The organism is Roseateles albus (genome assembly GCF_028595345.1).
GTDB classification, from domain to species: domain Bacteria; phylum Pseudomonadota; class Gammaproteobacteria; order Burkholderiales; family Burkholderiaceae_C; genus Paucibacter_A; species Paucibacter_A albus.
The window spans coordinates 122,172-144,381 of record NZ_JAQQXT010000003.1; the positions used below are offsets into that span (position 1 = coordinate 122,172).

The window sequence follows — 22,210 nt, forward strand, 5'->3', positions numbered from 1 at the left end:
CTGCCCCAAAGGCTCGGCACGTGCCTTTTCATCGGCCCGGGGGCGCAGCTCCCCTTGGGACGGCCCGTCGGGAAGCTAATCATGCATCTCAAACATCTGGAATGGCCTTTCTTCGAACCCAGACATCGCCAGCTGGCAACAGAGCTGGATGCCTGGTGTGCGGAGCATCTGCAGGCGGCACATGGCCATGACCTTGATGCGGAGTGCATTGGTCTGGTCAAGGCTCTTGGGGCAGGCGGGTGGTTGAGCCATGCTGTCGCTGGAAAAGCGCTGGGCGGCTCGGCCGAGGTGATTGACACCCGCGCCATCTGCATCTTGCGCGAGACGCTGGCCCGCTACAACGGCCTGGCCGATTTTGCTTTTGCAATGCAGGGCCTGGGCTCGGGTGCGATTTCGTTGGCGGGCACGGACGCTCAACGTCAGCGCTACTTGCCGGCGGTTGCCGAGGGCAGGGCGCTGGCCGCTTTCGCGCTGTCCGAGCCTGACGCCGGCTCCGATGTGGCGGCCATGCAGTGCGCGGCGGTCGAGGATAGCGACAGCTATGTCTTGAACGGTGAAAAAACCTGGATCTCCAATGGCGGCATTGCCGACTTCTATGTGGTTTTTGCCAGAACGGGCGAAGCTCCCGGCTCGCGCGGCATTTCAGCCTTCATTGTTGATGCCGGCCTGCCCGGCTTCGAGATTGCCGAGCGCATCCAAGTGATCGCGCCACACCCTTTGGCCAGGTTGCGCTTCAACCATTGCCGTGTCGCCAAGAGCCAGATGATTGGCGCGCCCGGCGAGGGCTTCAAGGTGGCGATGCGCACGCTCGATGTGTTCCGCACCTCGGTGGCTGCTGCTGCTTTGGGCTTTGCGCGCCGTGCGCTGCAAGAAGGCCTGCAGCAGGCAAAAAGCCGCAAGATGTTCGGGGCGACCCTGGCCGAGCTGCCGCTGACGCAGGCGAAATTGGCCGAGATGGCCTGCACGGTGGACAGCTCGGCCTTGTTGGTCTACCGGGCCGCCTGGCAACGCGATCAGGGCCAGAACGTGACCCGCGAGGCGGCCATGGCCAAGCTGATGGCGACCGAGGGCGCCCAGCGCGTCATCGATGCGGCCGTGCAGCTTTTTGGCGGGCGCGGTGTGCAGAGCGGCGAAATGGTGGAGTCGCTCTACCGCGAAATCCGTGCCTTGCGCATCTATGAAGGTGCCAGCGAGGTGCAGCAACTGATCATTGGACGGGATCTCCTTAAATGATTACTTCAGCGCATCTTGATACTTTCACGCGTGACAACCTGCCGCCTACTGAGCTGTGGCCCGAGCTGATCTTTGAGCTGCCGGAGCTGCAGTTCCCAGACCGCCTCAATTGCGCAACCGAGCTCTTGGACAAGTGGATCGCCAGCGGGCAAGGCGATCGCCTGTGCCTGCAAGGCTCGGACGGCTCGCGCTGGACCTACGCCGATCTGCAAGCCCGCGCCAACCAGATCGCCCATGTGCTGCACTCCGAGATGGGCGTCGTGCCCGGTAACCGGGTCTTGCTACGAGGCGCCAACACGCCGGAGATGGTGGCTTGCTGGTTTGCGGTGCAAAAGGCCGGCGCGGTGGCGGTGGCGACCATGCCCTTGTTGCGCGCCAAAGAGTTGACTCAGGTGATACAGAAGGCCGAGGTCAGCCATGCGCTGTGTGATGTCCGTCTGGCACAAGAGTTAGCGGCGGCCTTGCCTGCCTGCCCGCAACTGCGCAGCGTGGTGCACTTTCATAGCGAGGCAAGCGATGGGCTGGAGGCCCGTGCTGCCGGTCACAGCAGCGAGTTCAGCAATGTCGACACCGCCGCCGATGACTGCTGCCTGATTGCCTTTACCTCCGGCACGACCGGTGCGCCCAAGGGCACCATGCATTTCCACCGTGATGTGCTGGCAATTTGCCGCTGCTGGCCCAGCCATGTGCTCAAGCCTCAAGCCGACGACATCTTCATCGGCAGCCCGCCGCTGGCGTTCACCTTTGGCCTGGGCGGCTTGGTGTTGTTCCCGATGAGCGTGGGCGCCTCGGCCGTGCTGCTTGAAAAAGCCTCGCCGGAGACCTTGCTGCCCGCGATCACCCAGTACCGTGCCACGATTTTGTTCACGGCGCCGACTTCCTACCGGGCGATGGCGCCGTCGGTGGCTCAGCACGACCTCAGCAGCCTGCGCAAATGCATCAGCGCCGGCGAGGCGCTGCCGGCGGCGACGCGCAAGCTCTGGAAAGATTGCAGCGGTATCGAGTTGATCGACGGCATCGGCGCCACCGAGTTGCTGCATATTTTTATCTCGCATGACGAGCAGCATGCCAAGCCCGGCGCGACGGGTCTGCCGGTGCCGGGCTACCGGGCCTGTATCTTGGGCGACGAGGGTCAGGTCTTGCCTGCGGGCCAGGTGGGCCGCTTAGGCGTAAAGGGGCCGACCGGCTGCCGTTATCTGGCCGATGCGCGCCAGGCCGGCTACGTTTTGAACGGCTGGAACCTGACCGGCGACGCCTATCTTCAAGACGCCGAGGGCTATTTCATCTACCAAGCGCGCACCGACGACATGATCATCTCGGGCGGCTACAACATCGCCGGCCCCGAGGTGGAATCGGCCTTGCTGGCTCATGCGGCGGTGGCGGAATGTGCGGTGATCGGCGTGGCCGACGAGGAGCGTGGCCAGATCGTCAAGGCGGCGGTGGTTTTGCGGCAGGGCATTGAGCCCAGCCCGGAGATGGCCAAAGAGCTGCAAGACTTCGTCAAAGCGAGCATTGCGCCCTACAAATACCCGCGGGCGATCGAATTCAGGGCCAGCCTGCCGCGCACCGAAACCGGCAAGCTGCAGCGCTTTCGCCTGCGCCTGCCCGACGATAAGTGAAAAAAAGGCCTGAGCCATGATGATCAGTAAGCCATGGATTTTTGAGCGCCAGGAGTTGGTGCGCTTCGGCCACTGCGACCCCGCCGGCATCGTGTTCTATCCGCGTTATTTCGAGATGCTCAATGCGCTGGTGGAGGACTGGTTCACCCAGGGCTTGGGCGTCGACTATGCGCAATTGCTGGGGCCGCGCCGCGTCGGCATGCCCTCGGTACGCTTGAGCGCAGATTTCAAGCGGGTCAGCCGCATGGGTGACTTGCTGACGCAGCGCATCGCCATCAACAAGCTTGGCCGCAGCTCACTGGGGCTGACGCTGCAGTTCGACGGCGCCAACAACGATGAAGATGGCTGCCGGGTCGCTTTCGAGCAGGTCTTGGTCTGTACCTCGCTGGACACACACAAGGCGCAGCCCTTTCCCCCCGATTTACGTGCCGCATTGGAGCGAGCCACAGGAGCAGCAGTATGAGTGCAACAAACAAACAAGTTTTGCAGCCCGTTGGCTGGGCGCAGCCGCGCGGCTACGCCAACGGTGTGGCGGCGAGCGGCCGCACGGTCTTCGTTGCCGGCCAGATCGGCTGGAACAGCGCCTGCCAGTTCGATAGCGATGATTTCATTGACCAGGTGCGCCAGACGCTGCTGAATATCAAGGCCATCCTGCAAGAGGCCGGTGCCACGCCCGCTCATATGACGCGCATGACCTGGTATTTGCTGGACAAGAAAGAGTACCAGGCGCGCGGCCGCGAGGTCGGTCAGGTCTACCGCGAGGTGATGGGGGCCGAGTACGGTGTCGCCATGGCGGCGGTGGTGGTGGCCGGTCTGATGGAAGATAGGGCCAAGGTCGAGATCGAAGTGACGGCCGTTTTACCGGTTTTACCGGCTTGAGAGACAGGAATAAATCATGAGCAAAGCCACATTTCATTGGGACGACCCGCTGCTATTGAACGAGCAACTCAGCGACGAGGAACGGATGATCCGCGACGCGGCCGCGTCTTATAGCCAGGACCGCCTGACACCGCGCGTGCTCGAGGCCTTTCGGCACGAGCGCACCGACCTTGAGATCTTCCGCGAGATGGGCGCCATCGGCCTGCTGGGCCCCACGATTGCGCCCGAGTACGGCGGGCCGGGTCTGAGCTATGTGGCCTACGGCTTGATTGCCCGTGAAGTGGAGCGGGTCGATTCCGGCTACCGCTCGATGATGAGTGTGCAAAGTTCCTTGGTGATGGTGCCCATCAACGACTTCGGCAACGAGGCGACCAAGCAGAAATACCTGCCCAAACTGGCCACGGGCGAGCGGATAGGCTGCTTCGGCTTGACCGAGCCCAACCATGGTTCCGACCCCGGTTCCATGATCACGCGGGCCAAGGCGGTCCCTGGTGGCTATTCGCTGACGGGCTCCAAGATGTGGATCACCAACAGCCCGGTGGCCGATGTGTTTGTGGTTTGGGCCAAGGATGATGGCGGTCAGATCCGCGGCTTTGTCTTGGAAAAGGGCTGGAAAGGCCTGACGGCGCCTGCCATCCACGGCAAGGTCGGCCTGCGTGCGTCCATCACCGGCGAGATCGTGATGGACGAGGTCTTCTGCCCGGAGGAAAACGCCTTCCCCGAGGTGCGCGGCCTCAAGGGCCCGTTCACCTGTCTGAACAGCGCCCGCTACGGCATCGCCTGGGGCGCCTTGGGTGCGGCCGAGGACTGCTGGCACAAGGCGCGCCAATATGTGCTGGACCGCAAACAGTTCGGCAAGCCTTTGGCCGCCAATCAGTTGGTGCAGAAGAAGCTGGCCGATATGCAGACCGAGATCACGCTGGGCCTGCAGGGCTGCTTGCGCCTGGGTCGCATGAAGGACGAAGGCACGGCGGCGGTGGAGATCACCTCGATCATGAAGCGCAATAGCTGCGGCAAATCACTGGAGATTGCCCGCACGGCCCGCGACATGCTGGGCGGCAACGGCATCTCGGACGAGTTCGGCATTGCCCGCCATCTGGTCAACCTGGAGGTGGTCAACACCTACGAGGGCACGCATGACATCCATGCGCTGATCCTGGGCCGGGCGATGACGGGGATCGCGGCTTTCTAAGCTCCGACCCCAACTGATTGAGCGGCTTTGGAGCCGGTTAAGCGGCTCTACGCGTCCGATGTGTCGTCGGTTTCAGCGATGGGCGCGGGAGCCGGCGGGCGGGGCTTCTTCACGCCCGGCTTGGCCAGCAGTTCCAGGTAGAAGGCATCTGCCTTGTCGGCCGCGTAGGCATTGATGCGCGCGGTGATGTCGGCGAATTCAATCACCGCGGCGGTGGCTTCGCTGCTGCCGAAGCGGCAATCAAAGTCCCAGAAGTCCACGCCCACGGGGCGGGCCTTGTTCTGCTCGCGCTTGATGTACTTGCGGATTTCATGCTTGATGGCTTCCAGCAGACGGTCCGGATGCTTGCCTTCAACTTGTAATTGGAATGTTTTTTTCATGTTTTGCCTTGGGTGAGCGCAAGCGCTGTGGCGTGGATTATCCGGCGTTTGTGAAACTGTGATGATCAAAGCTGCGCGGGGCTCAAATATCCGGCGATACTGAGCCGTCGTGATCACTATGTGCTGGGTGAAAATGCAATTCAGCTGCCAAGCTCGCAGGGAACTCGCGCATCAAGGAACCCGCCACTGTGTTTGACCCCGGTGTCGACTGCTTCAGCCATCAAGACAGCACATGATCGCGCCTTTGCCTCAAGCAACGAGAAAGTCGCATCAGCCACCGAAGCTGCGGCCCAAGCTCAAGGCGGCTGGGCTTGTCATGCTGCTTTGCCTCATCGCTTTTTCAAGCGCACAGGCGAATGACAGTCCGAGCGGCGCCAGCGCCAAGCCGGGCCTGCATACGAGTGCTTCTGCACCCGATTCGCTGGTCGCCAAGACGGCGTTACTAGCGGCGCTGGAGCGCATCGAGCGCAGTGGCAGCAGCCGCGCGCCGGAAAATGATTTGGCCTTGCTGGCATTGTTGGCGCAGGTGGCGCCGGGCAGTGCCGAGCATGTCGAAGTGCTCGCGCTGCGAGGCAGCTTGAATGCAGATCAAGCCGATAAAAAGCCCTTGCTGGAGCGCTTGATCAAGGAGCTGGAGGCCTGGCCCAACCCTGCCCAGCGTGGGGCCGCACGATTGGCAGCGGCCCATTTGCGGGCCAAATTGCTCTTGCGCCAAGGTCAGCCGGCGCTGGCCATTAAGAGCTTGGAGATGGTGGACAGCGTTGCAGACAACGAAGCAAGCTTGACGCTGCGGCTGCGCAGCCTGGGTTTGCTGGCCTCTTTGCTGTCCGATGCGGGGGAGGTCGATGCGGGCATCAATACCAGCGTGATGGCTTTGCGGCTGGCCGAGCAGAGTGGGGCGGTGTGGCGCCGCGCGAATGCACTGGTGAGCCTGTCCTTCAGCTATATGCGCGCGCAGCAACTAGAGCGTGCCAAGCAGCTGATCGCTGAGGCGCAGCAACTGGCCTTGCTCGACCCCGACCCGATGTCGCTGTCCCGGGTCTACAACGTGCGCGGCATGGTGTATTCGGAGCTTGGCGACGCGGGTACCGCAGGCCAGGCGATGCAGTTGGCGCTGGACTATGCGCGCCAGACCGGCAATCCCGTCACCTTGGCGCTGGCGCTGGGCAATGCGGCCGACTCGCAGCTGCGCAAGAGCGATTTTCTACGGGCGCGGCAGTTGTCGGAGGAGGCCTTGGTACTGGCCTTGGCGACGCACGATCTCAATAGCGAGACCCTGGCCCGACAGAACATCGGCATGGCCAAGATCGGCCTGCGGCAGATTGCGGAGGGCAAGCGCGAGGTCATCGCGGCCATAGGCGTGGACGAAGCTCAGGGTCAATTCGCCCAGGCGTCCGATGGTTGGCTGGAGTTGGCCAAACAGCTTGAGCGTTTTGGCGACCAGCTCGGCGCCGTTCAGGCCTATCACCATTACCGCAAGCTCAATGATCAAGTCTTGCGTGAAGACAGCCGCCGGGCGGTGCTGGAGGCGCAGGCTCGCTTTGACAATGAGCGCCAGGCCAAAGAGATCGAAGCGCTCAACCAAGGTAACCAACTCAAGGCCGAGCAGGTGCGTGCAGGGGACTTGCGGCTGCGACTGTGGGCGGCCCTGGGTGGCTGCGTGCTCTTGTCCGGGCTGCTGATGTGGCTGGCCTATCAACGCATAGGCAAGACCAACCAAGCGCTGGCGCTTAGCAATGAGTCCTTGAAACGCCAGGGCGAGCGTGACCCGCTGACGGGGCTGGCCAACCGCCGGCATTTTCAGGCGGCCATCAAGCGCTTGGCCGATAAGGGGCGCTTCAGCGGCACGGTGTTCTTGATTGACATCGACCATTTCAAACGTGTCAATGACAGCCGCGGCCATGCTGCTGGCGACGCCGTCTTGGTGGAAGTGGCCCGGCGGCTGCGCCTGATCTTGCGCGACGAAGACATGGTGGTGCGCTGGGGCGGCGAGGAGTTTTTGATCGTCGTCGATGGCCGTGATGCAGACGCGGCGCGGGTGTTGGCGCAGCGCTTGCTGGACAATATTGCCCAGCCGCCGGTGCCCTGCGCGGGCGGTGACATTGCGGTGACGGCTTCGCTGGGTTTTGCCAGCTTCCCGCTCGCGCCGCATGATGTTGCACTGAGCTGGGAGAGGGCCATCGATTTGGTCGACACCGTGATGTATATGGCCAAAGCACATGGCCGCAACCGCGCTTACGGCATCAAGGCGATGCAGGCCAGCGACGCAGCGGGCGTGGCCGAGCTGTCGGCCCGGATCGAGGCTGCCTGGCATGAAGGTACTGTTGAACTGTTGGCCCTGCTTGGCGCCAGCGCGCTTGTGCGTGAGGAGGAAGAGGCATGACGCTGCGACTGTCTTGGGTGTTGAGCAGCATCTTGCTGGTGCTGAGTTCGACCGGCATTGCGGTGCGCGCACAAGGCAGCAAGCCGCCTGGCTTGGCGCAGCCGCAGGATGCAGCACTGGCCCAGCAGCTGAGTCAGCTCCTGCGCAGAGGTTTCGATCATCCGCAGCAAGCCCTGCAAGAGCTGCAAAAGCTCTCGGCCGCACCCACCAGCGCGGATGCTGAGGCCCAGCGGGCCTTGCGTTTGACCGAAGGGCGGCTGCAGGTGTTTGCCAGCGATATCGACGCCGCGCAGCGGATTGCCGACGCCCTGGCCGTCGAGCCCGAAGCGGCTCAAATAGTGTTGGTGCTGCGCGCCGAGATTGCCGACCGCCAGGGTCAGTCTGAGCTGGCCGCTAGCTTTGCGAGCCAAACGCTGGAAGCGGCAGCGCAAGACTGCCCGCGTGAAGATCTGCTCAAAGCGATGCCGGCCCCAAACTGCGATTACCGAAATGCCTGGAGTGCTTTGCGTGTGCTGGCCCGCACGCAGTACAAAGAGGGCGCCCTGCCGCAGGCTCTTTCTTCGGCCCGGTACGCCTTGGCCTTGGCCGAGTTCGGCCGTGACCCGGCACTGGTAGTGCAAAGCTTGGGTCAGCTCGCACTGCTGGTGCAGGCGCAGGGGCAGTCCGAGCAGGCCGACAGTTACCTCGCACAGGCGCTCAAGGCGGCCCGAACCGACGAACTCAGCCAAGCCAATTTGAAAAACTATGTCGGCTCGGTGACCGGGATGCGCGGCGAAGCAGCCACGCAACTCAAGGCGTTGGAGGAGGGGCTGCGGCTTGCAAAGCTTGCCGATGCGCCGCGCCTGGCTGCTCATTTACAGGCCAATATGGCCGACGCTTATTTGCGCATGAAGCAGCCGGCGCTGGCGCTGGCGGCAGCCAATCAAGCCTTGCCCGTGGTGCTGAGTTTCAAGGACTTGCGCCTAGAGCGCACCTTGAGGCAGAACATTGCTGTGGCCTTGATTCAACTCGGGCAATTCGACCAAGCCCGGCAGGAGTTACAGCGCGGCCAGGACTTGCGCGGGGCATCGGCCGACCAGGGGCAGCGCGCCGAGGAGTTGCGCGAGTTGGGCGAAGCTTGGGCCCAAGCCGGCCAAGCCAAGGAGGCAATTGCGTTGTTTCATGCCGAGCGCAAACTCAGCGCCGAGCTGACTGCGAGCAACCGGGAAGCCTCGCTGCGCGAGCTGAAGATCAGATACGACAGTGATCGCAAACAAGCTGATTTGGCCTTGCTGCAGCGCGAGAGCAGCTTGGTCGAGCAGCAACTGGCCAACCGGGGCTTGGCGCAGCAGGCCAGCGCGGCGGTGGCGGTGTTGCTGGTGCTGACCTTGGTGTTCGTGGTGATGATGGTGCGCAAGGTGCGTGCCGCCCGTCAACGCTTGCAGGCCAATGAATTGCTGTTGCGTGCGCAAAGTGAGCGTGATCCGCTGACCGATTTGGCCAATCGGCGTCATCTGCTGGCGGTGATGGCGATGCAGCCCAAGGCCCAGTTCACCGGCGCGCTGCTGATGATCGATATCGACCACTTCAAGCATGTCAATGATCACCATGGCCATGGTGTTGGGGATCAGGTGATCTGCGAGGTAGCGCGGCGCATCAGTCACGCGGTGCGGGCCGAGGACCTGGTGGTGCGCTGGGGTGGCGAGGAGTTTTTGGTGTTTGCGCCCGATGTCGATCAGGAGACGCTGCGCCGCTTGGCCAAACGCATCTTGATGGAGGTGGGCGCCTTGCCCGTGCAGGCCCAGGATGGGCCGCTGCGCATCACCGTGTCGATTGGTTTTGCGCATTTTCCGCTGCCCCCGGCCATGCTGGATCTGCATTGGGAGCAGGCGGTCAATTGGGCCGATATGGCGCTCTACACCGCCAAATCGCGGGGCCGCAACCAGGCCATGGGCATTGCCACCGTGGCCGCCGGCGATGCTGAGGCCTTGATGCAGATCGAGGCTGATTTCGACGCTGCCTGCTCTTCCGAGCGGGTCAGCCTGCACCAAGTCTTAGGGCCGGCGGCGATTTAGCTTTTATCAGTCGCTCTTTTTAGGGCGGCCAGTCTTGATCGGTGTCAGCGCCGTCAAAATCGCAGCCAACTGCTTGTCGGTCAAGGCCATCAAGGCTTGCAGACCGGCACGCAGCAGCTCGCTCTTCTTGGTCGAGCGCTTGAAGCCGATGGCGCGGTCCTTCAGGCGTGTGATCAGTTCGAAATCGGCGCGCGGCATGGTGAAGCTGTCGCGCACAAGCTTGAGCTTGGGCTTGGCTTCGATTTGCACCGCAGGCTTGGCCGTGGCGGCTTTGAGTTCAGTTTTGGCCGCTGCTTTGGTAGCAGTCTTGGGTGCTGCTGCTGCTTTGCTGGCGACTGGCTTCGCAGCGACAGGCTTAGCGGCAGCCGTGGCCTTGGCCGCTGGCTTGGCGGCGACCTTTGATGCAAGCTTTGGTGCTGCTGCAGCCACGACGGCTTTCGCGGGTGCTTTAGGGGCAGCCTTCGCTGGGGCTTTGACGGGTGCCTTCACCGCTGACTTTGCGGCTGTAGTGGCGGCTGTAGTGGCAGCTGCAGTTGCAGCTGTTTTTGCAGGCTTTGGCGCTGCTGTTTTGACTGCGGCTGCCTTCACGAAGGGCGTGGCGGCTGGCTTGGCGACGGCTTTTGCTGCGGGCTTAACAGCAGGCTTGGCTGCATCGGCAAGGCGTGGAACTGGCCATGCGGCGGGCTTAGCAGTCGCCTTGGTGGCGCGCTTGACTGCCGGCAGGGCAGGGCTTGCTTCGGCGGGCTTGGCCACGGCGGCGACAGCGGCTGGGGCGGCCGGGGCCGCTGCAGCCACGACGGGCGCTGCTGGAACTGCGCTAGTGGCCTGATCAACAGCTTCGTGAGCAGTTTCAGTGACGTCTGCGGACAGCTTGTTTTGCATGGTACTCCTCTTGGTAAATCGTATAAACAATTTACATCTTAATCGCAGTGGGCAGCTTGGGCAAGCCGCGCCGCTGCGGTGAGTTGGCTTGAGGAGTTTGGGCGCGCCGCGCCGCCGCGTCTATTCGCTGGTCTGAGCGAACTCTTTCTCATGCAGCCAAGCCGCATGTTTGACCGCCCGGTGGGTGCGGCCCCATTCCTCGATCATGGCGGGAGCCAGCTCGCGCAGACGTTCCAGCTGACCGGGCTTGACGGTGTTGGCTGCCAGCTCGATGCGGTGGCCGTTCGGGTCATGCAGATAGATGGACTGGAAGATCTCGTGATTGGTCGGGCCCAATACATCAACCCCCATGGCCAGCAGTTTGGCTTTGCAACGCTCCAAGGTCGCTACATCTTCGACCTGGAAGGCGAGATGTTGGACCCAGGCGGGGGTGTTCTCATCGCGGCCTTGTGCCGGTGAGTCCGGCAGCTCGAAGAAGGCCAGCACATTGCCCCGGCCCGCATCCAGAAAGATGTGCATATAGGGGTTGGGCTCTTTGGTCGAGGGCACATGGTCCTCGGAGATGGCCAGCATCAGGTCCATATCGAGCGCGTCTTTGTAAAAGCGAATAGTTTCTTGCACGTCGCGGCAGCGGTAGGCGACGTGGTGAATGCCTTGAACCAACATGGTGTTGCTCTCCTGCTAGCTAGATGTGTATTTGAGCGGCAATCAGATCACGCCGCGGCGTTCCTGGTCCTTCTCCAGTGAGCGGAACAGCGCACCGAAATTGCCCTCGCCAAAGCCCAGGTTGTTGCAGCGCTGGATGATCTCGATGAAGATCGGGCCGATGATGTTTTTGGTGAAGATCTGCAGCAGATAACCCTGTTCATCGCCGTCGATCAGCACTTGGTGCGCTTGCAGGCGCTTGTGATCTTCGCGCACGCCGGCCACCCGCTCGAACACCTCGGCGTAGTAGTCATCATCAATTTCCAGGGTTTCAATACCGCTGCCTTCCAACTGGTCCAGCGAGCTCAGGATGTCATGGGTGCTGAAGGCCAGATGCTGCACGCCCGGGCCCTTGTACTCGCGCAGGTACTCGGCGATCTGGTCCTTATCGTCCTTGGGCTGGTTGATCGGGATGCAGAACGAGCCGTCGGGCGAGCGCAGCGCGAAGCTGGTCAGGCCGGTCTTGGCGCCTTGGATGTCGAAGTAGCGTACTTCCGTGAAGCCGAAGATGCTTTTGTAAAAATTCGCCCATTTGTCCTGTTCACCGGGCGGCACATTGTTGGTCAGGTGATCGACGGCCAAAAAGCCCTTGTCTGGCTGAATCAAGGGCGCGTCCAGTGCCACAAAGTCGCGCTCGTAAATCGACTGCCCGTTGGCGGCGGGCTCGACAAAATAGATGATGCTTTCGCCAATACCCCAGACAGCGGGGTAGGCGTGATCTTTCATCGCCTCGGGTACGGCGACGGCGCCGCGCGCCACGGCGGCCTGCAGCGCAGCCTGCGCGTTCTTCACGCGCCAACCCATAGCGCTGATGGCCGGCCCATGCTGGCGGGCGAACTGGGCGGAGTGGCCATCGCGTTCGCCGTTGAGCAAAAAGTGAATATCGTTCTGGCGGTAGTAGGTGATGGCCTTGGCCGGATGGCGGCGCAGTTTGGAGAAACCGAAAGCCCAAAACAGGCCATCCAGATGTTCCAGCGACGGGCCACAAAACTCGGTGAATTCAATGCCGGTCAGGCCGACTGGGTTGCTCTCGTTGCTCATGTTGTCTCCGTCTGGGTTGCTTGTATGCCCCGCATGCCGCAGGATTGAGTGCAATTTTTATGGGCTTTGGACAACAAGAAAAGCGAAAATATTTGCGAGACTTGATCAATAATTTCGAACATGAAATTGGATCTTGAAGCGCTCGCTGCACTCGACGCGGTCGTCAGCCACGGCAGCTTTGCGCGTGCCGCTGAAAGCTTGCACAAGGTCACTTCGGCCGTCAGCTATCAGGTGAAAAAGTTGGAAGAGCAACTGAGCTTGACCCTGCTTGACCGCAGCGCCTATCGGGTCAAGCTGACCCCGGCCGGTGAGGCGGTGCTGGCCGAGGGCCGGCGCTTGCTGCGCCAGGCCTATCAGCTTGAGGCCTTGGCGCAGCAGTTGGCCAGCGGCTGGGAGGCGCGGCTCCTGGTGGTGGTGGACGGCATTCTGCCGCTGGCTGACACCTTGCAGGCGCTCAAAACGCTGGCCGACGAAGGCGTGCCGACGCGGGTGCAACTGAAGATCGAGTTCTTGCGCGGTGTTCAGTACCGCTTCGAGAAAGAGCAGGCCGATTTGATGTTGGTCAAGGCCTACGAGCCTTCCAATCAAATGCAGGCCGAGCCTTTGAAGGAAATCGAGTGTGTCTTGTGCGTGGCGCCGACCCATGCTTTGGCGCTGCTCAGTGGCCCGGTCAGCCTGGATGATTTGCAGGCCCATGTCGAGCTGAGCGTACAAGACAGCAGCGAGCGGGGCGGCCATGATGGCGCGGGCGATAGCCGCCGCTTTGGCGGCGAGCGGGTGTTTTATTTGTCCGGCTTTGTCGCCAAACGCCAGGCCTTGCTGATGGGCATGGGTTTTGGCTGGATGCCGCGCTACCTGGTGGGTGAAGCCTTGGCTGCCGGGCAGTTGCTGGAGTTGGCCTACGCTGGCGGCTCACGCTTTCGCTTCACGCCCTGGCTGGTGCAAAGTCTGGATCGACCCGCCGGGCGGGCAAGGCAGCGCTTGATGCAGTTGTTGGCGGGCTCAAGCTGAGATTCTTCTACTTCTTTCTACAAGTGCAGGACGGGACGCAAGTGATTTCACATATCTATCTGGGCGTGGCTGACTTTGAACGCAGCCTGGCTTTTTACATGCCGCTGATGGCCGAACTGGGGCTGCTGCAAAAGTTCAGCGACCCGGTTAAAGCTTGGGCCGCTTGGGTGGCGCCGGACGCTCCCAGGCCCCTGTTCCTGATCGGCAAGCCCTATGACGGCGGGCCGGCAGCGCCGGGCAATGGTCAGATGGTGGCGCTGCTGGCCGCCTCGCGGGCGAGCGTGGACCGCGCCTACGCCATGGCCATGGCGCAGGGTGGGCAATGCGAGGGGGCTCCTGGCTTGCGCCCGCATTACCACCCCGACTATTACGGGGCCTACTTCCGCGATCTAGACCGCAACAAGATTTGCATCTGCTGCCACCAGCCGGCTTAGGCTTCAGGCCTTCAAGCCAATGCAGATTTGCGCGTGGTCCAGGCCCAGATAACGCTCGAAATCATGGCCATAAGCGCGCGCCGGTGCGTCGGGCTGGGCAAAATGGGCCCAGACCTGCCCCCAGCCCGCGATCAAGGCGCCCGGCATCGGGCCTTTGCAATCGAACACCAGGTATTCACCGGCAGGAATGTTGACGCTTCGCTCAGCTGCGCTTGGCGCTTCGGCCCGTTTGACGCCGGCCATCACCGAGTATTCGCCCAAATGGCGGTCTGCGTAGTCGAAATAGACGCCAAAGACCTGGCTCAAGTCGGTGCCCAAGCCACTGGCCGCAAATTCTTGCCAAAGCGGGCCAATGCGGCCGGTCAGCGGATTGAATTCGGCGGCGTTGCTGGTACGGCAACTCGGGCCTTGGACCTGGAAGCTGGCTATCTTTTCGCGTTGCATGAGGTGCGTCCTTGTTCAGTGAAAGAGGTCAAAGCTCTCGCCTTGATGTGGCAGCAGTGAGTGTAGATGGGCCGTCAGCAGTGGCGAGCTTGCAGGGTGAGCAGGGTGCGCAGGGTGTGCCGCTGCCTCAATTCATGAAGTTTTCACGCGCTGCCCGGTTAACTTAGGCGCGCCAGGGTTGACCCCCTTGCCTGCCGGCCGATGAATCCTCTACAAGCCTGATGTTGCCCAAACAAGGCAGCCCACAACAATAAGGCATCAGAAGATTTACAGGGAGTCAAAGAAGAAGCACCAGGCGGCTCTAGTCTGGCTGCGACAGCTTGATCGAGGAGAGACCCAATTGCGATTGGATCTTGATGAGGAAACAGGCCGCGAAGCGGTGGCGCGCGCGGCCTTGCGTACGCTCTTCTTCGCCCCAAAACTGGAACGCGCCGTGGTGCTGGCCGAGCCTGATGGTACGGTTCTTGTGCGGGGCGAGAGCCGGCAGCTGGAGTTCTCGATTGGCGTGCAACTGCATCCCCGGCAGATGCCCGCCCTGTGCGAGCGCCTGCGCCAACTCGGAGTCGCCGTGTTTGCGCCCGAATCGGACTACGCCAAATCCTTGGCGGCCTAGCTTTTTTGCAAGCTAATTGCCCAACTGACCGAGCTTGAAGATGCCGACCACGGCGGCAAGGTGGGCGGCCTGATGCTTCAGGCTTTCGGCGGCGGCCGCACTTTGTTCGACCAGCGCGGCGTTTTGCTGCGTTGAGAGGTCGAGCTGCGTCACGGCCGCGCTGACTTGGCCGATGCCGCTGGTCTGCTCCAGCGTCGACGCGCTGATCTCGCCTATCAGCACCGACACGCGCTGCACCTGCGACACGATGTCTTCCATGGATGCGCCGGCTTCTCCGACCAGTCTGGAGCCTACTTCCACCTTGTCCACGCTGCTGCCAATCAAGGCCTTGATCTCTTTGGCTGCTTCGGCGCTGCGCTGTGCCAAGCTGCGCACCTCGCTCGCCACGACCGCGAAGCCCCGGCCTTGCTCGCCGGCGCGCGCGGCCTCTACCGCCGCGTTCAGCGCCAAGATATTGGTCTGAAAGGCAATCCCGTCGATGACGCCGATGATGTCGCCGATCTTTTTAGAGCTGGTGGTGATGTCGTCCATGGTCGCGACCACACGGCCAACCACCAGCCCGCCTCGCTCGGCTGCGGCGCTGGCCGAGCTGGCGAGCAGCGTGGCCTGGCGAGCGGTTTCGGCATTCGCCTTCACGGCCGCATTCATCTCCTCCATCGAGGCTGCCGTCTGCTGCACATTGTTGGCCTGTTCTTCGGTGCGCTGCGACAGATCCAGATTGCCGCTGGCGATCTGGACAGAGCCGGTGGCGATCGAGTCCGAGGCGCTGCGGACCTGCCCCACCACGCGCGCCAAGCTGGCCTGCATGGCCGCCAAAGAAGCCAGCACACTGCCCGCCGGCGCTACCGCTGCGCCTTCCACCATGCTCAGATCCCCTTCGGAGACGCGCTTTGCGGCGTCGCCCAAGGTGGTGGGTTCCGCGCCGAGCTGCCTGACGATGCTGCGTGAGATCAGCAGGGCCAAGCCGATGCCGCCCGCCAGCGCCAAGGCCAGCGCGGTCAACATCACCGCACGGAAGCTGTTGGCCTGCGCAGAGGCCAGCTTGCTCTTTTCCTGAATACGGGTTTCTTCGAAATCAATCAGCTTGTTGATGGCGGCCAACCACTGGACATATTGCGGCTTGGCTTGCGACCATGCCAGCGTTTGCGCGCCGGCAGCGTCGCCCTTGTCCAGCGAAAGGATGACGGCCTGTGTGGTGGCCACCGATTGGCGCTCGATGTCCTTGATGGCACCGTATAGCCGGCCCAATTGATCGGCATCGCCGGCGCTGCCGATCAGCTTTTCCAGCGGGCCAGCGGAGTCGGCGTAGAACTTGGCGAGCGAGTCAATCGTCGCCACTTCTTTTTGGCGGTCGGCCGGGGTTTCGGCCAGCACGAGGTCGCGCGTGGCGATGGCACGGTCATGGGCGGAGCCGCGGAAGTTGATCGCGTAACGCTGTATCGCGCCATGTTCTTCGCTATTGGCGTGCAAGGCCGTTTGTATGGCCTGCACCTTGAACATCGCCAGCACCGTGACAATCGCCATCACGATCAGAATCAGGCCAAAACCCGCATTCAAGCGTTTGCCAACGGTCATGCGGGAAAAATCCATGGAATTCCTTGTTTGCTGCTTAAATTGCTCGGCACTCATTGAACCTCGGCCTGATGTTTCGGTCTGTGTGCTGGCGCACATAGGGCGGACTTGGCCTGTCCACCAGTGCGGCTGGCGCCCATTTGAGACCTTACGTCCTTCATGTCGCATCCCGTGAAGCAGCGCGGCATGGCGGGGGAGGGCAGGGCCTTGCCGCGCAAAGCCCTCCGCCATGCGCCCGCGCCGGCTTGGTGTTATCTTGGTTGCACATAACTTCTTCGTCCAACACCATGCTGTTCTCCCCCTTGCAAGCCGGCGCGCTGAGCCTTCCCAATCGCATCCTGATGGCACCGCTGACCCGCGCGCGTGCCAGTCAGGGGCACCTGCCGAACGATTTGATGGCCGAGTATTACGCGCAGCGCGCCAGTGCCGGACTGATCGTGACCGAATGCACCATGATTGCCGCCGGCACCTCGGCCTTCGCCAGCGAGCCGGGCATCTACAACACCGAGCAGATCGAGGCCTGGAAGAAAGTCACCGCCGCCGTTCATGCCAAGGGTGGCCGCATCGTGCTGCAAATCTGGCATGCCGGCCGGGCCGCTCACCCGGCTCACAACCATGGGGCCCCTACGGTCTCTTCGAGCAGCGTGGCCCTCATTGGCGAGGTGCATACGGCCGAAGGCAAGGTCGCCCAAGTCGCCCCGCGCGAGTTGCGAAGCGATGAAATTCCGGCTTTGGTGCAAGCCTTCGCCGATGCTGCCAGGAATGCGCTTGCGGCCGGCTTCGACGGCGTTGAGGTGCATGGCGCCAACGGTTATCTGATCGACCAATTTTTGCGTGACAGTGCCAATCAGCGCAGTGACGCGTATGGCGGCAGCATGGAAAACCGCGCACGCTTTCTGTTTGAAGTGCTGACTGCCGTCTGCGCGGCCATTGGCTCGGAGCGTGTGGGTCTGCGCCTGTCGCCGCTCAACAGCTACAACGATATGAAGGACAGCGACCCGCTGGCCCTGATCGCCTTTTTGGCCGAACGCCTGAGCGCCTTCAACTTGGCCTATCTGCACCTGATGCGGGCCGACTTCTTCCAAGCGCAAACAGGTGATGTGATGACGCCGGCGCGGGCGCATTACAAGGGCGTGCTGATCGGCAATATGGGATACAGCGGCGCCGAAGCCGAGCAGGCGATCAGCGCCGGCAAGCTCGACGCCGTGGCTTTCGGCACCGCCTTCCTGGCCAACCCTGATTTGCCTGCCCGGCTCAAGACGGGTGCGAGCCTGAATGCGCCCGACTCCAGCACGTTTTACACCCCCGGCCCCAAGGGCTATACCGACTATCCGGGCCTGTAGGCACGGCGCCGGCAAGGCGCAGCTTCGCCTTGCCGTGCGAGTTCGGGAATGTCCCATGATGAAAACTTTCGGCTCAAGCGCAGCTGGGCGTTAGCCTTGAGCTTTCTTTATTCATGCGCCCTATGAAATCCTTAGCCAAACTTCGACTCTTGCCTTGTTTGCTGATGCAGGCTGCTTTGTTGACGTCGACGGCCTACGCGGGCACGTCGGCGCCTATGAGCGCCGGACTGGATACCAGTGCCTTTGATGCCAGCGTGCGCCCGCAAGATGATTTGTTTCGCGCCGTCAATGGTCACTGGCTGGCGACCTACGAGCTGCCCGCTGATAAGGCGCGCGTCGGCAGCTTTATCCAGTTGCGGGATTTGTCGGACGAGCGTGTGCGCGTGATCGTCGAGGAACTGGTGGCCAAGCCTCTGGCGCGCAAGCCGGTGATAGGCAGCCTGGAGCAAAAGATTGCCGACACGTACGCGAGCTATCTCGACACGGACGCGATCGACCGCGTCGGCCTCAAGGCGATCGCGCCGCAGCTGGCGCGCCTGGACGGCATCAAGGACCTGAACGAGCTGGCCCAGTGGCAGGGCGCGGTGCAAGGTCAGCTGTCTTTGCCGATCAACTTGAACGTGTCGGCCGATTACAAAGAGCCCACCATCAACCGGGTGTCGGCGTTCCAAGGCGGGCTGGGGCTGCCCGATCGCGACTACTACCTCAATGAAAAGAACGATGCCCGTCTAAGCAAGGCGTTTGCGGCCTATGCGCAATACCTGACGACGCTGGCCCGGCTCGCTGGCGAGGCCGAGCCCCAGGCTGCGGCACAGCGCGTCTTGGGCCTCGAGCAGGCCTTGGCGCAAGCGCACTGGGACCGCGTACAAAACCGCAACCCAGCCAAGCGCTACAACCCGATGAGCGTGGCCGAGCTGCAGGCCTTGGCGCCCGGCTTTGATTGGCTAGGCTTCATGCAGGCGGCCGGTTTGGGCGGTCAGACGCGCCTGTCGGTCGCCCAGCCCAGCACGGCCACGGCAACAGCCAAGCTCTATACCGAGCTGCCCTTGGCCGATTGGAAGCTCTACTTCAAGCTGCGCAGCCTGGACGCCGCCGCCGCCGTGCTGCCCAAGGAATTCCGTGAGGCTCGTTTTGCCTTCAGGGACCAGGCCTTGAGCGGCACTTCGGCCGAGATGCCGCGCTGGCAGCGCAGCATTGCCGAGCTGAACGGGGCTTTGGGCGAGGGTGTGGGCCAGCTCTATGTGGCGCGGCATTTTTCGCCCGAGCACAAGGCGCGCATGCAGGCCTTGGTGGCCAATCTCATGCAGGCTTACCGCGAGTCCATCGACGGCCTGGCCTGGATGAGCCCGGCCACCAAGGCCAGCGCTCAACAAAAGCTCGCCAAGTTCATCAACAAGATCGGCTACCCCGAACAGTGGCGTGATTACAGCGGTTTGAAGGTGATTGCCGGCGATGCGCTTGGCAATGCCGAGCGCGCGGCGGCGTTCCGCTGGCAGCGCCAAGTCGCCAAGGCTGGTAAGCCGGTGGACCGCAATGAGTGGGGTATGACGCCGCAGACGGTCAATGCGTCCTACAGCCCGAGCTTCAATGCGATAACCTTTCCGGCGGCGATTCTGCAGCCGCCATTCTTCGACATCAATGCCGATGATGCGGTCAATTACGGCGCCATCGGCGCGGTGATCGGGCACGAGATCAGTCACGGCTTTGATGACAGCGGCAGCCAGTTTGACGGCGACGGCGCGCTGCGCAACTGGTGGGGCGAGGCCGACCGCAAGGCTTTTGAGGCGATCGCCGCCAAGCTAGCGGCTCAGTTCGACGGCTACTCACCGATCCCGGGCAAGCAGGTCAACGGCAAGCTCACCTTGGGTGAAAACATCGCCGATTTGTCCGGCTTGCAGATTGCTTACAAGGCCTACAAACATTCGCTGCAGGGCCAGCCGGCTGCAGTGATAGAAGGGCGCAGTGGCGAACAACGTTTCTTCTATGGCTTCGCCCAGGTCTGGCGCGGCAAGACGCGGGATGAGCAAACGCTGCAGCAGTTGCTGTCCGACCCGCATTCCCCGGCTGAGTTCCGCGCCAATGGCACGCCGGTCAACCACGACGGCTTCCACGAAGCCTTTGTCACCAAGCCGGGCGACAAGATGTTCAAGCCCGAGGCCGAGCGGATTCGGATTTGGTAGAAGGTTCTTGCGAGCGATGATGAAAAGAAAAACCGCAATCGCGAGTTTGACCGCCGTGCTGGTGGCGACTTGCTTGGCCACAGCCATGCCGGCGCGCAGCGCCGAGTTTGAGCAAACCGGCGCTGCAGGCGAGCTGTCCCGCAAGGGCGTGCTGGGCGTCGGCGCCAAGGCCTTGGATAATCTAACGGCCAAAACACTGGGTGTGAACGTCGGTGATGGCTTGATGATTACCTTGGTGCTTGCCGGCTCCAGCGCCGATCAAATGGGGCTCAAGGCGGGGGACTTGCTGCTATCGCTGAACGGGCACAAGTTTGCTCGTTTCGAGGATCTGGCCGCCTTCACCCGCAACTTGAGAGAAGGCATGCCGCTGGAGGCGCTAACGCTGTCTGCCAGCGGCGAGCGCCAGATGCGGCAAGGGCTGGCCCAGGGCCGGCCGCTGGAAACCTCGGAATATGCGCGGGTCCGCTACGGCGCGGCGCCGGTGTCGCTCGGAACGCTGCGCACCATCAGCCACATCCCCAAGTCCGGCGCCAACAAGTCGGGCAAGCTGCCGACCATCTTTTGGCTGCAGGGCTATAGCTGCGACTCGCAGGAGTACCCGCCCAATTCGACGCATGCCGGCAAGCGCTTGATCGATGACTGGACGCGGGCTGGCTATGCGGTGTTTCGCGTCGAGCGCCCGAATATCGGCGACAGCCGCGCCAGCAAGGACTGCCGCGACATCGACTACGAGGAGGAGTTGGCGCTGCATCAGCAGGTCTATCGCCAGCTATTGAAGCAAGACTTTGTCGACCCCGCGCAGATATTCTTCTTCGGCCATTCGATGGGCAGCGTGACGGCGCCGCTGTTGGCGCAAGTGCATCAGCCCAAGGGCATCATGGTCTACGGCGTGGTGATGCGCTCTTGGTTGGAGTACTTCATCGACCATGCCCGCATTCAGTCAACCTATACAGGCAGCAGCCATGTCGAAGCCGAGGCCAAGCTGCGGGCAATGCTGCCGGTTTACTACGGTTGGTTGGAGCAGGGGCAGAGCCCGCAACAGTTGAAGGCGCAGAACCCGGGCTGGCGACAACTGCTTGAAGCAGGTGGCAAGGACATCAGCGATGGCGACCATATGTATGGCCGTAACTACAAGTTCTGGCAGCAGATGAATCAGCGGTCAATGGCGGCGGCCTGGAGCCAGGTCAGCGGCAAGGTCTTGGCGATGTATGGCGAGTTCGATCTGCAAGCCCTTCATGACCGCGACGCCAAAAGCATCGCCGCCGTGGTCAACGAGAGTCATCCGGGGCAGGGCAGTTACCTCCTGGTTCCTGGCACCGAGCATGCGTTCATCAGGGTTGGCTCTTACCAAGAGGCGGCAGCCTTGGCCGAGCCGGGCAAGGTGCTGCCAGCGCTGCAAGAACGCTACAACCCGGAGTTGGGTCGTTTGACGGTGGAGTGGTTGGCGGCGGCCGGCAAACCCTGAAAAACTTCCACACCAACTTCAATAGGCCAGACGGCTGAACAGCGCATCAAAGGGCAGGGCGACGTTCTTTCTGAACGCCTCGCGCTGTTGCAGGCGCGCCCACCACGCCAGCACATGGGCCGGCCGCTCGACTTCCAACCCCATATTGAAATAGCGATGCAGGCAGGTGCCGGCGGCAATATCGGCCAGCGTGAAGCTTTCGCCGGCCAGGTAGGGCTGTTGCTCGAGCTGGGCGTCCAGCGCCCTGAAATGCTTGCTGCACTCCTTGCGATGGGTGTCGAGCAAGGCCTCCACGCGTTGTTCGGCAGGGGTGCGGTAGTAGCCCCAGAACAGGCGCAAAAAGCTCGGCTGCAAGCCACTGGCCGACCAGTCGATCCAGCGGTCTGCCAAGGAGCGACGGGCAGGGTTTTCGTCCCATAAAGTGCCGACGCCATAACGGGCGGCCAAATAGCGCAGGATGGTGTTGGACTCCCAAACAATGTGCTCGCCGTCTTTGAGCACTGGCACCAAGCCATGCGGATTCATGGCGCGAAACGCCGGTTCGTCCAGACCGCCAAACGCCCCACCGGCATCAATGTGCCGGTAGCTCAGGCCCAGTTCGTCCAAGGTCCAAAGCACTTTTTGAACATTGAAGGAGCAGCGTCGGCCCCAGATGGTGATGTCGTTCTTGTTTGTCAATTGGATTCCCAGCGAGGATTGATCAATCTCAGTGCGCCTCTGCATCGACCCAGCCACCTGTAGCGGCCCGAATCAGCCCGGCGCAGCTATCCTAACGGGCCG

20 protein-coding genes are annotated in these 22,210 nt (G+C 62.3%); 13 read left to right on the plus strand and 7 right to left on the minus strand.

The genetic code is table 11. The features are described from left to right. Positions 1 to 81 precede the first annotated feature (81 nt). From PRZ03_RS05865 to PRZ03_RS05885, 5 genes are read left to right on the plus strand one after another with little or no spacing between them, the layout of a single operon-like run. Entirely contained in the window at positions 82 to 1,233 is a 1,152-nt protein-coding gene (locus PRZ03_RS05865; protein WP_276595201.1) for an acyl-CoA dehydrogenase family protein, read from the plus strand. Continuing rightward, positions 1,230 to 2,852: an AMP-binding protein gene (locus tag PRZ03_RS05870; RefSeq protein ID WP_273599438.1), complete on the plus strand. Its 1,623-nt coding sequence runs from the start codon at positions 1,230 to 1,232 to the stop codon at positions 2,850 to 2,852. The genes PRZ03_RS05865 and PRZ03_RS05870 overlap by 4 nt, the downstream gene beginning before the upstream one ends. Before the next feature lie 16 nt (positions 2,853 to 2,868). Beyond that, entirely contained in the window at positions 2,869 to 3,315 is a 447-nt protein-coding gene (locus PRZ03_RS05875; protein ID WP_273599439.1) for an acyl-CoA thioesterase, read from the plus strand. Further along, the gene (locus PRZ03_RS05880) at positions 3,312 to 3,731 is read left to right on the plus strand and encodes a RidA family protein (protein WP_263533285.1); all 420 of its coding nucleotides are present in this window, start codon (positions 3,312 to 3,314) and stop codon (positions 3,729 to 3,731) included. Before PRZ03_RS05875 ends, PRZ03_RS05880 begins: the two co-directional genes overlap by 4 nt. 16 nt (positions 3,732 to 3,747) lie before the next feature. Next, positions 3,748 to 4,923 carry an acyl-CoA dehydrogenase gene (locus tag PRZ03_RS05885; RefSeq protein ID WP_273599440.1) on the plus strand — a complete coding sequence of 392 codons (1,176 nt, stop codon included), beginning with the start codon at positions 3,748 to 3,750 and terminating at the stop codon, positions 4,921 to 4,923. Between the two features lie 47 nt (positions 4,924 to 4,970). Here PRZ03_RS05885 and PRZ03_RS05890 read toward each other — a convergent pair whose 3' ends face one another. Further along, a complete protein-coding gene (locus PRZ03_RS05890; RefSeq protein WP_273599441.1) occupies positions 4,971 to 5,303 on the minus strand; it encodes a DUF6172 family protein in 333 nt (110 codons plus the stop codon). A gap of 316 nt (positions 5,304 to 5,619) precedes the next feature. On the opposite strand from PRZ03_RS05890, the gene PRZ03_RS05895 reads away from it, so the two are divergent. Beyond that, positions 5,620 to 7,686, plus strand: a complete 2,067-nt coding sequence (locus PRZ03_RS05895; protein ID WP_273599442.1) for a GGDEF domain-containing protein — start codon at positions 5,620 to 5,622, stop codon at positions 7,684 to 7,686. After that, positions 7,683 to 9,740, plus strand: a complete 2,058-nt coding sequence (locus PRZ03_RS05900; RefSeq protein WP_273599443.1) for a GGDEF domain-containing protein — start codon at positions 7,683 to 7,685, stop codon at positions 9,738 to 9,740. The genes PRZ03_RS05895 and PRZ03_RS05900 overlap by 4 nt, the downstream gene beginning before the upstream one ends. A 6-nt stretch (positions 9,741 to 9,746) precedes the next feature. Here PRZ03_RS05900 and PRZ03_RS05905 read toward each other — a convergent pair whose 3' ends face one another. The 3 genes from PRZ03_RS05905 to hppD all read right to left on the minus strand — a co-directional run bounded on the left by PRZ03_RS05905 (position 9,747) and on the right by hppD (position 12,368). Next, positions 9,747 to 10,169, minus strand: coding sequence for a hypothetical protein (locus tag PRZ03_RS05905; protein ID WP_273599444.1), 423 nt, complete (start codon positions 10,167 to 10,169; stop codon positions 9,747 to 9,749). Positions 10,170 to 10,742: 573 nt separating this feature from the next. Next, positions 10,743 to 11,288, minus strand: a complete 546-nt coding sequence (locus PRZ03_RS05910) for a VOC family protein (RefSeq protein ID WP_273599445.1) — start codon at positions 11,286 to 11,288, stop codon at positions 10,743 to 10,745. 42 nt (positions 11,289 to 11,330) lie between these two features. Next, positions 11,331 to 12,368 carry a 4-hydroxyphenylpyruvate dioxygenase gene (gene hppD, locus PRZ03_RS05915; RefSeq protein ID WP_273599446.1) on the minus strand — a complete coding sequence of 346 codons (1,038 nt, stop codon included), beginning with the start codon at positions 12,366 to 12,368 and terminating at the stop codon, positions 11,331 to 11,333. A 120-nt stretch (positions 12,369 to 12,488) separates the two neighbouring features. Between hppD and PRZ03_RS05920 the strand changes: the two genes are divergently transcribed. Further along, on the plus strand, positions 12,489 to 13,379 hold the full coding sequence (locus PRZ03_RS05920) for a LysR family transcriptional regulator (protein ID WP_273599447.1): 891 nt from the start codon (positions 12,489 to 12,491) through the stop codon (positions 13,377 to 13,379). A gap of 41 nt (positions 13,380 to 13,420) precedes the next feature. Then, positions 13,421 to 13,813: a VOC family protein gene (locus PRZ03_RS05925; RefSeq protein WP_273599448.1), complete on the plus strand. Its 393-nt coding sequence runs from the start codon at positions 13,421 to 13,423 to the stop codon at positions 13,811 to 13,813. Positions 13,814 to 13,816: 3 nt separating this feature from the next. Here the strand turns inward: PRZ03_RS05925 and PRZ03_RS05930 are convergent, their stop codons facing one another. Beyond that, positions 13,817 to 14,257 carry a GyrI-like domain-containing protein gene (locus PRZ03_RS05930; protein WP_273599449.1) on the minus strand — a complete coding sequence of 147 codons (441 nt, stop codon included), beginning with the start codon at positions 14,255 to 14,257 and terminating at the stop codon, positions 13,817 to 13,819. A gap of 340 nt (positions 14,258 to 14,597) precedes the next feature. Here PRZ03_RS05930 and PRZ03_RS05935 point away from each other — a divergent pair, with 340 nt between their 5' ends. Continuing rightward, on the plus strand, positions 14,598 to 14,870 hold the full coding sequence (locus PRZ03_RS05935) for a hypothetical protein (RefSeq protein WP_273599450.1): 273 nt from the start codon (positions 14,598 to 14,600) through the stop codon (positions 14,868 to 14,870). Between the two features lie 12 nt (positions 14,871 to 14,882). Here the strand turns inward: PRZ03_RS05935 and PRZ03_RS05940 are convergent, their stop codons facing one another. Further along, positions 14,883 to 16,460: a methyl-accepting chemotaxis protein gene (locus PRZ03_RS05940; protein ID WP_273599451.1), complete on the minus strand. Its 1,578-nt coding sequence runs from the start codon at positions 16,458 to 16,460 to the stop codon at positions 14,883 to 14,885. Positions 16,461 to 16,729: 269 nt separating this feature from the next. Here PRZ03_RS05940 and PRZ03_RS05945 point away from each other — a divergent pair, with 269 nt between their 5' ends. The 3 genes from PRZ03_RS05945 (at position 16,730) to PRZ03_RS05955 (ending at position 21,430) form a co-directional block, all read left to right on the plus strand. Beyond that, a complete protein-coding gene (locus tag PRZ03_RS05945; protein ID WP_273599452.1) occupies positions 16,730 to 17,785 on the plus strand; it encodes an alkene reductase in 1,056 nt (351 codons plus the stop codon). Positions 17,786 to 17,907: 122 nt separating this feature from the next. Then, on the plus strand, positions 17,908 to 19,965 hold the full coding sequence (locus tag PRZ03_RS05950; RefSeq protein WP_273599453.1) for a M13 family metallopeptidase: 2,058 nt from the start codon (positions 17,908 to 17,910) through the stop codon (positions 19,963 to 19,965). Positions 19,966 to 19,981: 16 nt separating this feature from the next. Continuing rightward, positions 19,982 to 21,430 carry a PDZ domain-containing protein gene (locus PRZ03_RS05955; protein WP_273599454.1) on the plus strand — a complete coding sequence of 483 codons (1,449 nt, stop codon included), beginning with the start codon at positions 19,982 to 19,984 and terminating at the stop codon, positions 21,428 to 21,430. A gap of 18 nt (positions 21,431 to 21,448) precedes the next feature. Here the strand turns inward: PRZ03_RS05955 and PRZ03_RS05960 are convergent, their stop codons facing one another. Then, positions 21,449 to 22,108 carry a glutathione S-transferase family protein gene (locus tag PRZ03_RS05960; RefSeq protein WP_273599455.1) on the minus strand — a complete coding sequence of 220 codons (660 nt, stop codon included), beginning with the start codon at positions 22,106 to 22,108 and terminating at the stop codon, positions 21,449 to 21,451. Between the last annotated feature and the right edge of the window lie 102 nt (positions 22,109 to 22,210).

Bases quoted from the DNA above. Each gene is read 5' to 3' on its own strand.
- hppD (WP_273599446.1), bottom strand. From the start codon at position 12,368: ATGAGCAACGAGAGCAACCCAGTCGGCCTGACCGGCATTGAATTCACC.
- PRZ03_RS05865 (WP_276595201.1), top strand. From the start codon at position 82: ATGCATCTCAAACATCTGGAATGGCCTTTCTTCGAACCCAGACATCGC.
- PRZ03_RS05880 (WP_263533285.1), top strand. From the start codon at position 3,312: ATGAGTGCAACAAACAAACAAGTTTTGCAGCCCGTTGGCTGGGCGCAG.
- PRZ03_RS05950 (WP_273599453.1), top strand. From the start codon at position 17,908: ATGAAATCCTTAGCCAAACTTCGACTCTTGCCTTGTTTGCTGATGCAG.
- PRZ03_RS05885 (WP_273599440.1), top strand. From the start codon at position 3,748: ATGAGCAAAGCCACATTTCATTGGGACGACCCGCTGCTATTGAACGAG.
- PRZ03_RS05910 (WP_273599445.1), bottom strand. From the start codon at position 11,288: ATGTTGGTTCAAGGCATTCACCACGTCGCCTACCGCTGCCGCGACGTG.
- PRZ03_RS05870 (WP_273599438.1), top strand. From the start codon at position 1,230: ATGATTACTTCAGCGCATCTTGATACTTTCACGCGTGACAACCTGCCG.
- PRZ03_RS05930 (WP_273599449.1), bottom strand. From the start codon at position 14,257: ATGCAACGCGAAAAGATAGCCAGCTTCCAGGTCCAAGGCCCGAGTTGC.
- PRZ03_RS05955 (WP_273599454.1), top strand. From the start codon at position 19,982: ATGATGAAAAGAAAAACCGCAATCGCGAGTTTGACCGCCGTGCTGGTG.
- PRZ03_RS05940 (WP_273599451.1), bottom strand. From the start codon at position 16,460: ATGGATTTTTCCCGCATGACCGTTGGCAAACGCTTGAATGCGGGTTTT.
- PRZ03_RS05895 (WP_273599442.1), top strand. From the start codon at position 5,620: ATGCTGCTTTGCCTCATCGCTTTTTCAAGCGCACAGGCGAATGACAGT.
- PRZ03_RS05900 (WP_273599443.1), top strand. From the start codon at position 7,683: ATGACGCTGCGACTGTCTTGGGTGTTGAGCAGCATCTTGCTGGTGCTG.
- PRZ03_RS05890 (WP_273599441.1), bottom strand. From the start codon at position 5,303: ATGAAAAAAACATTCCAATTACAAGTTGAAGGCAAGCATCCGGACCGT.
- PRZ03_RS05920 (WP_273599447.1), top strand. From the start codon at position 12,489: ATGAAATTGGATCTTGAAGCGCTCGCTGCACTCGACGCGGTCGTCAGC.
- PRZ03_RS05945 (WP_273599452.1), top strand. From the start codon at position 16,730: ATGCTGTTCTCCCCCTTGCAAGCCGGCGCGCTGAGCCTTCCCAATCGC.
- PRZ03_RS05875 (WP_273599439.1), top strand. From the start codon at position 2,869: ATGATGATCAGTAAGCCATGGATTTTTGAGCGCCAGGAGTTGGTGCGC.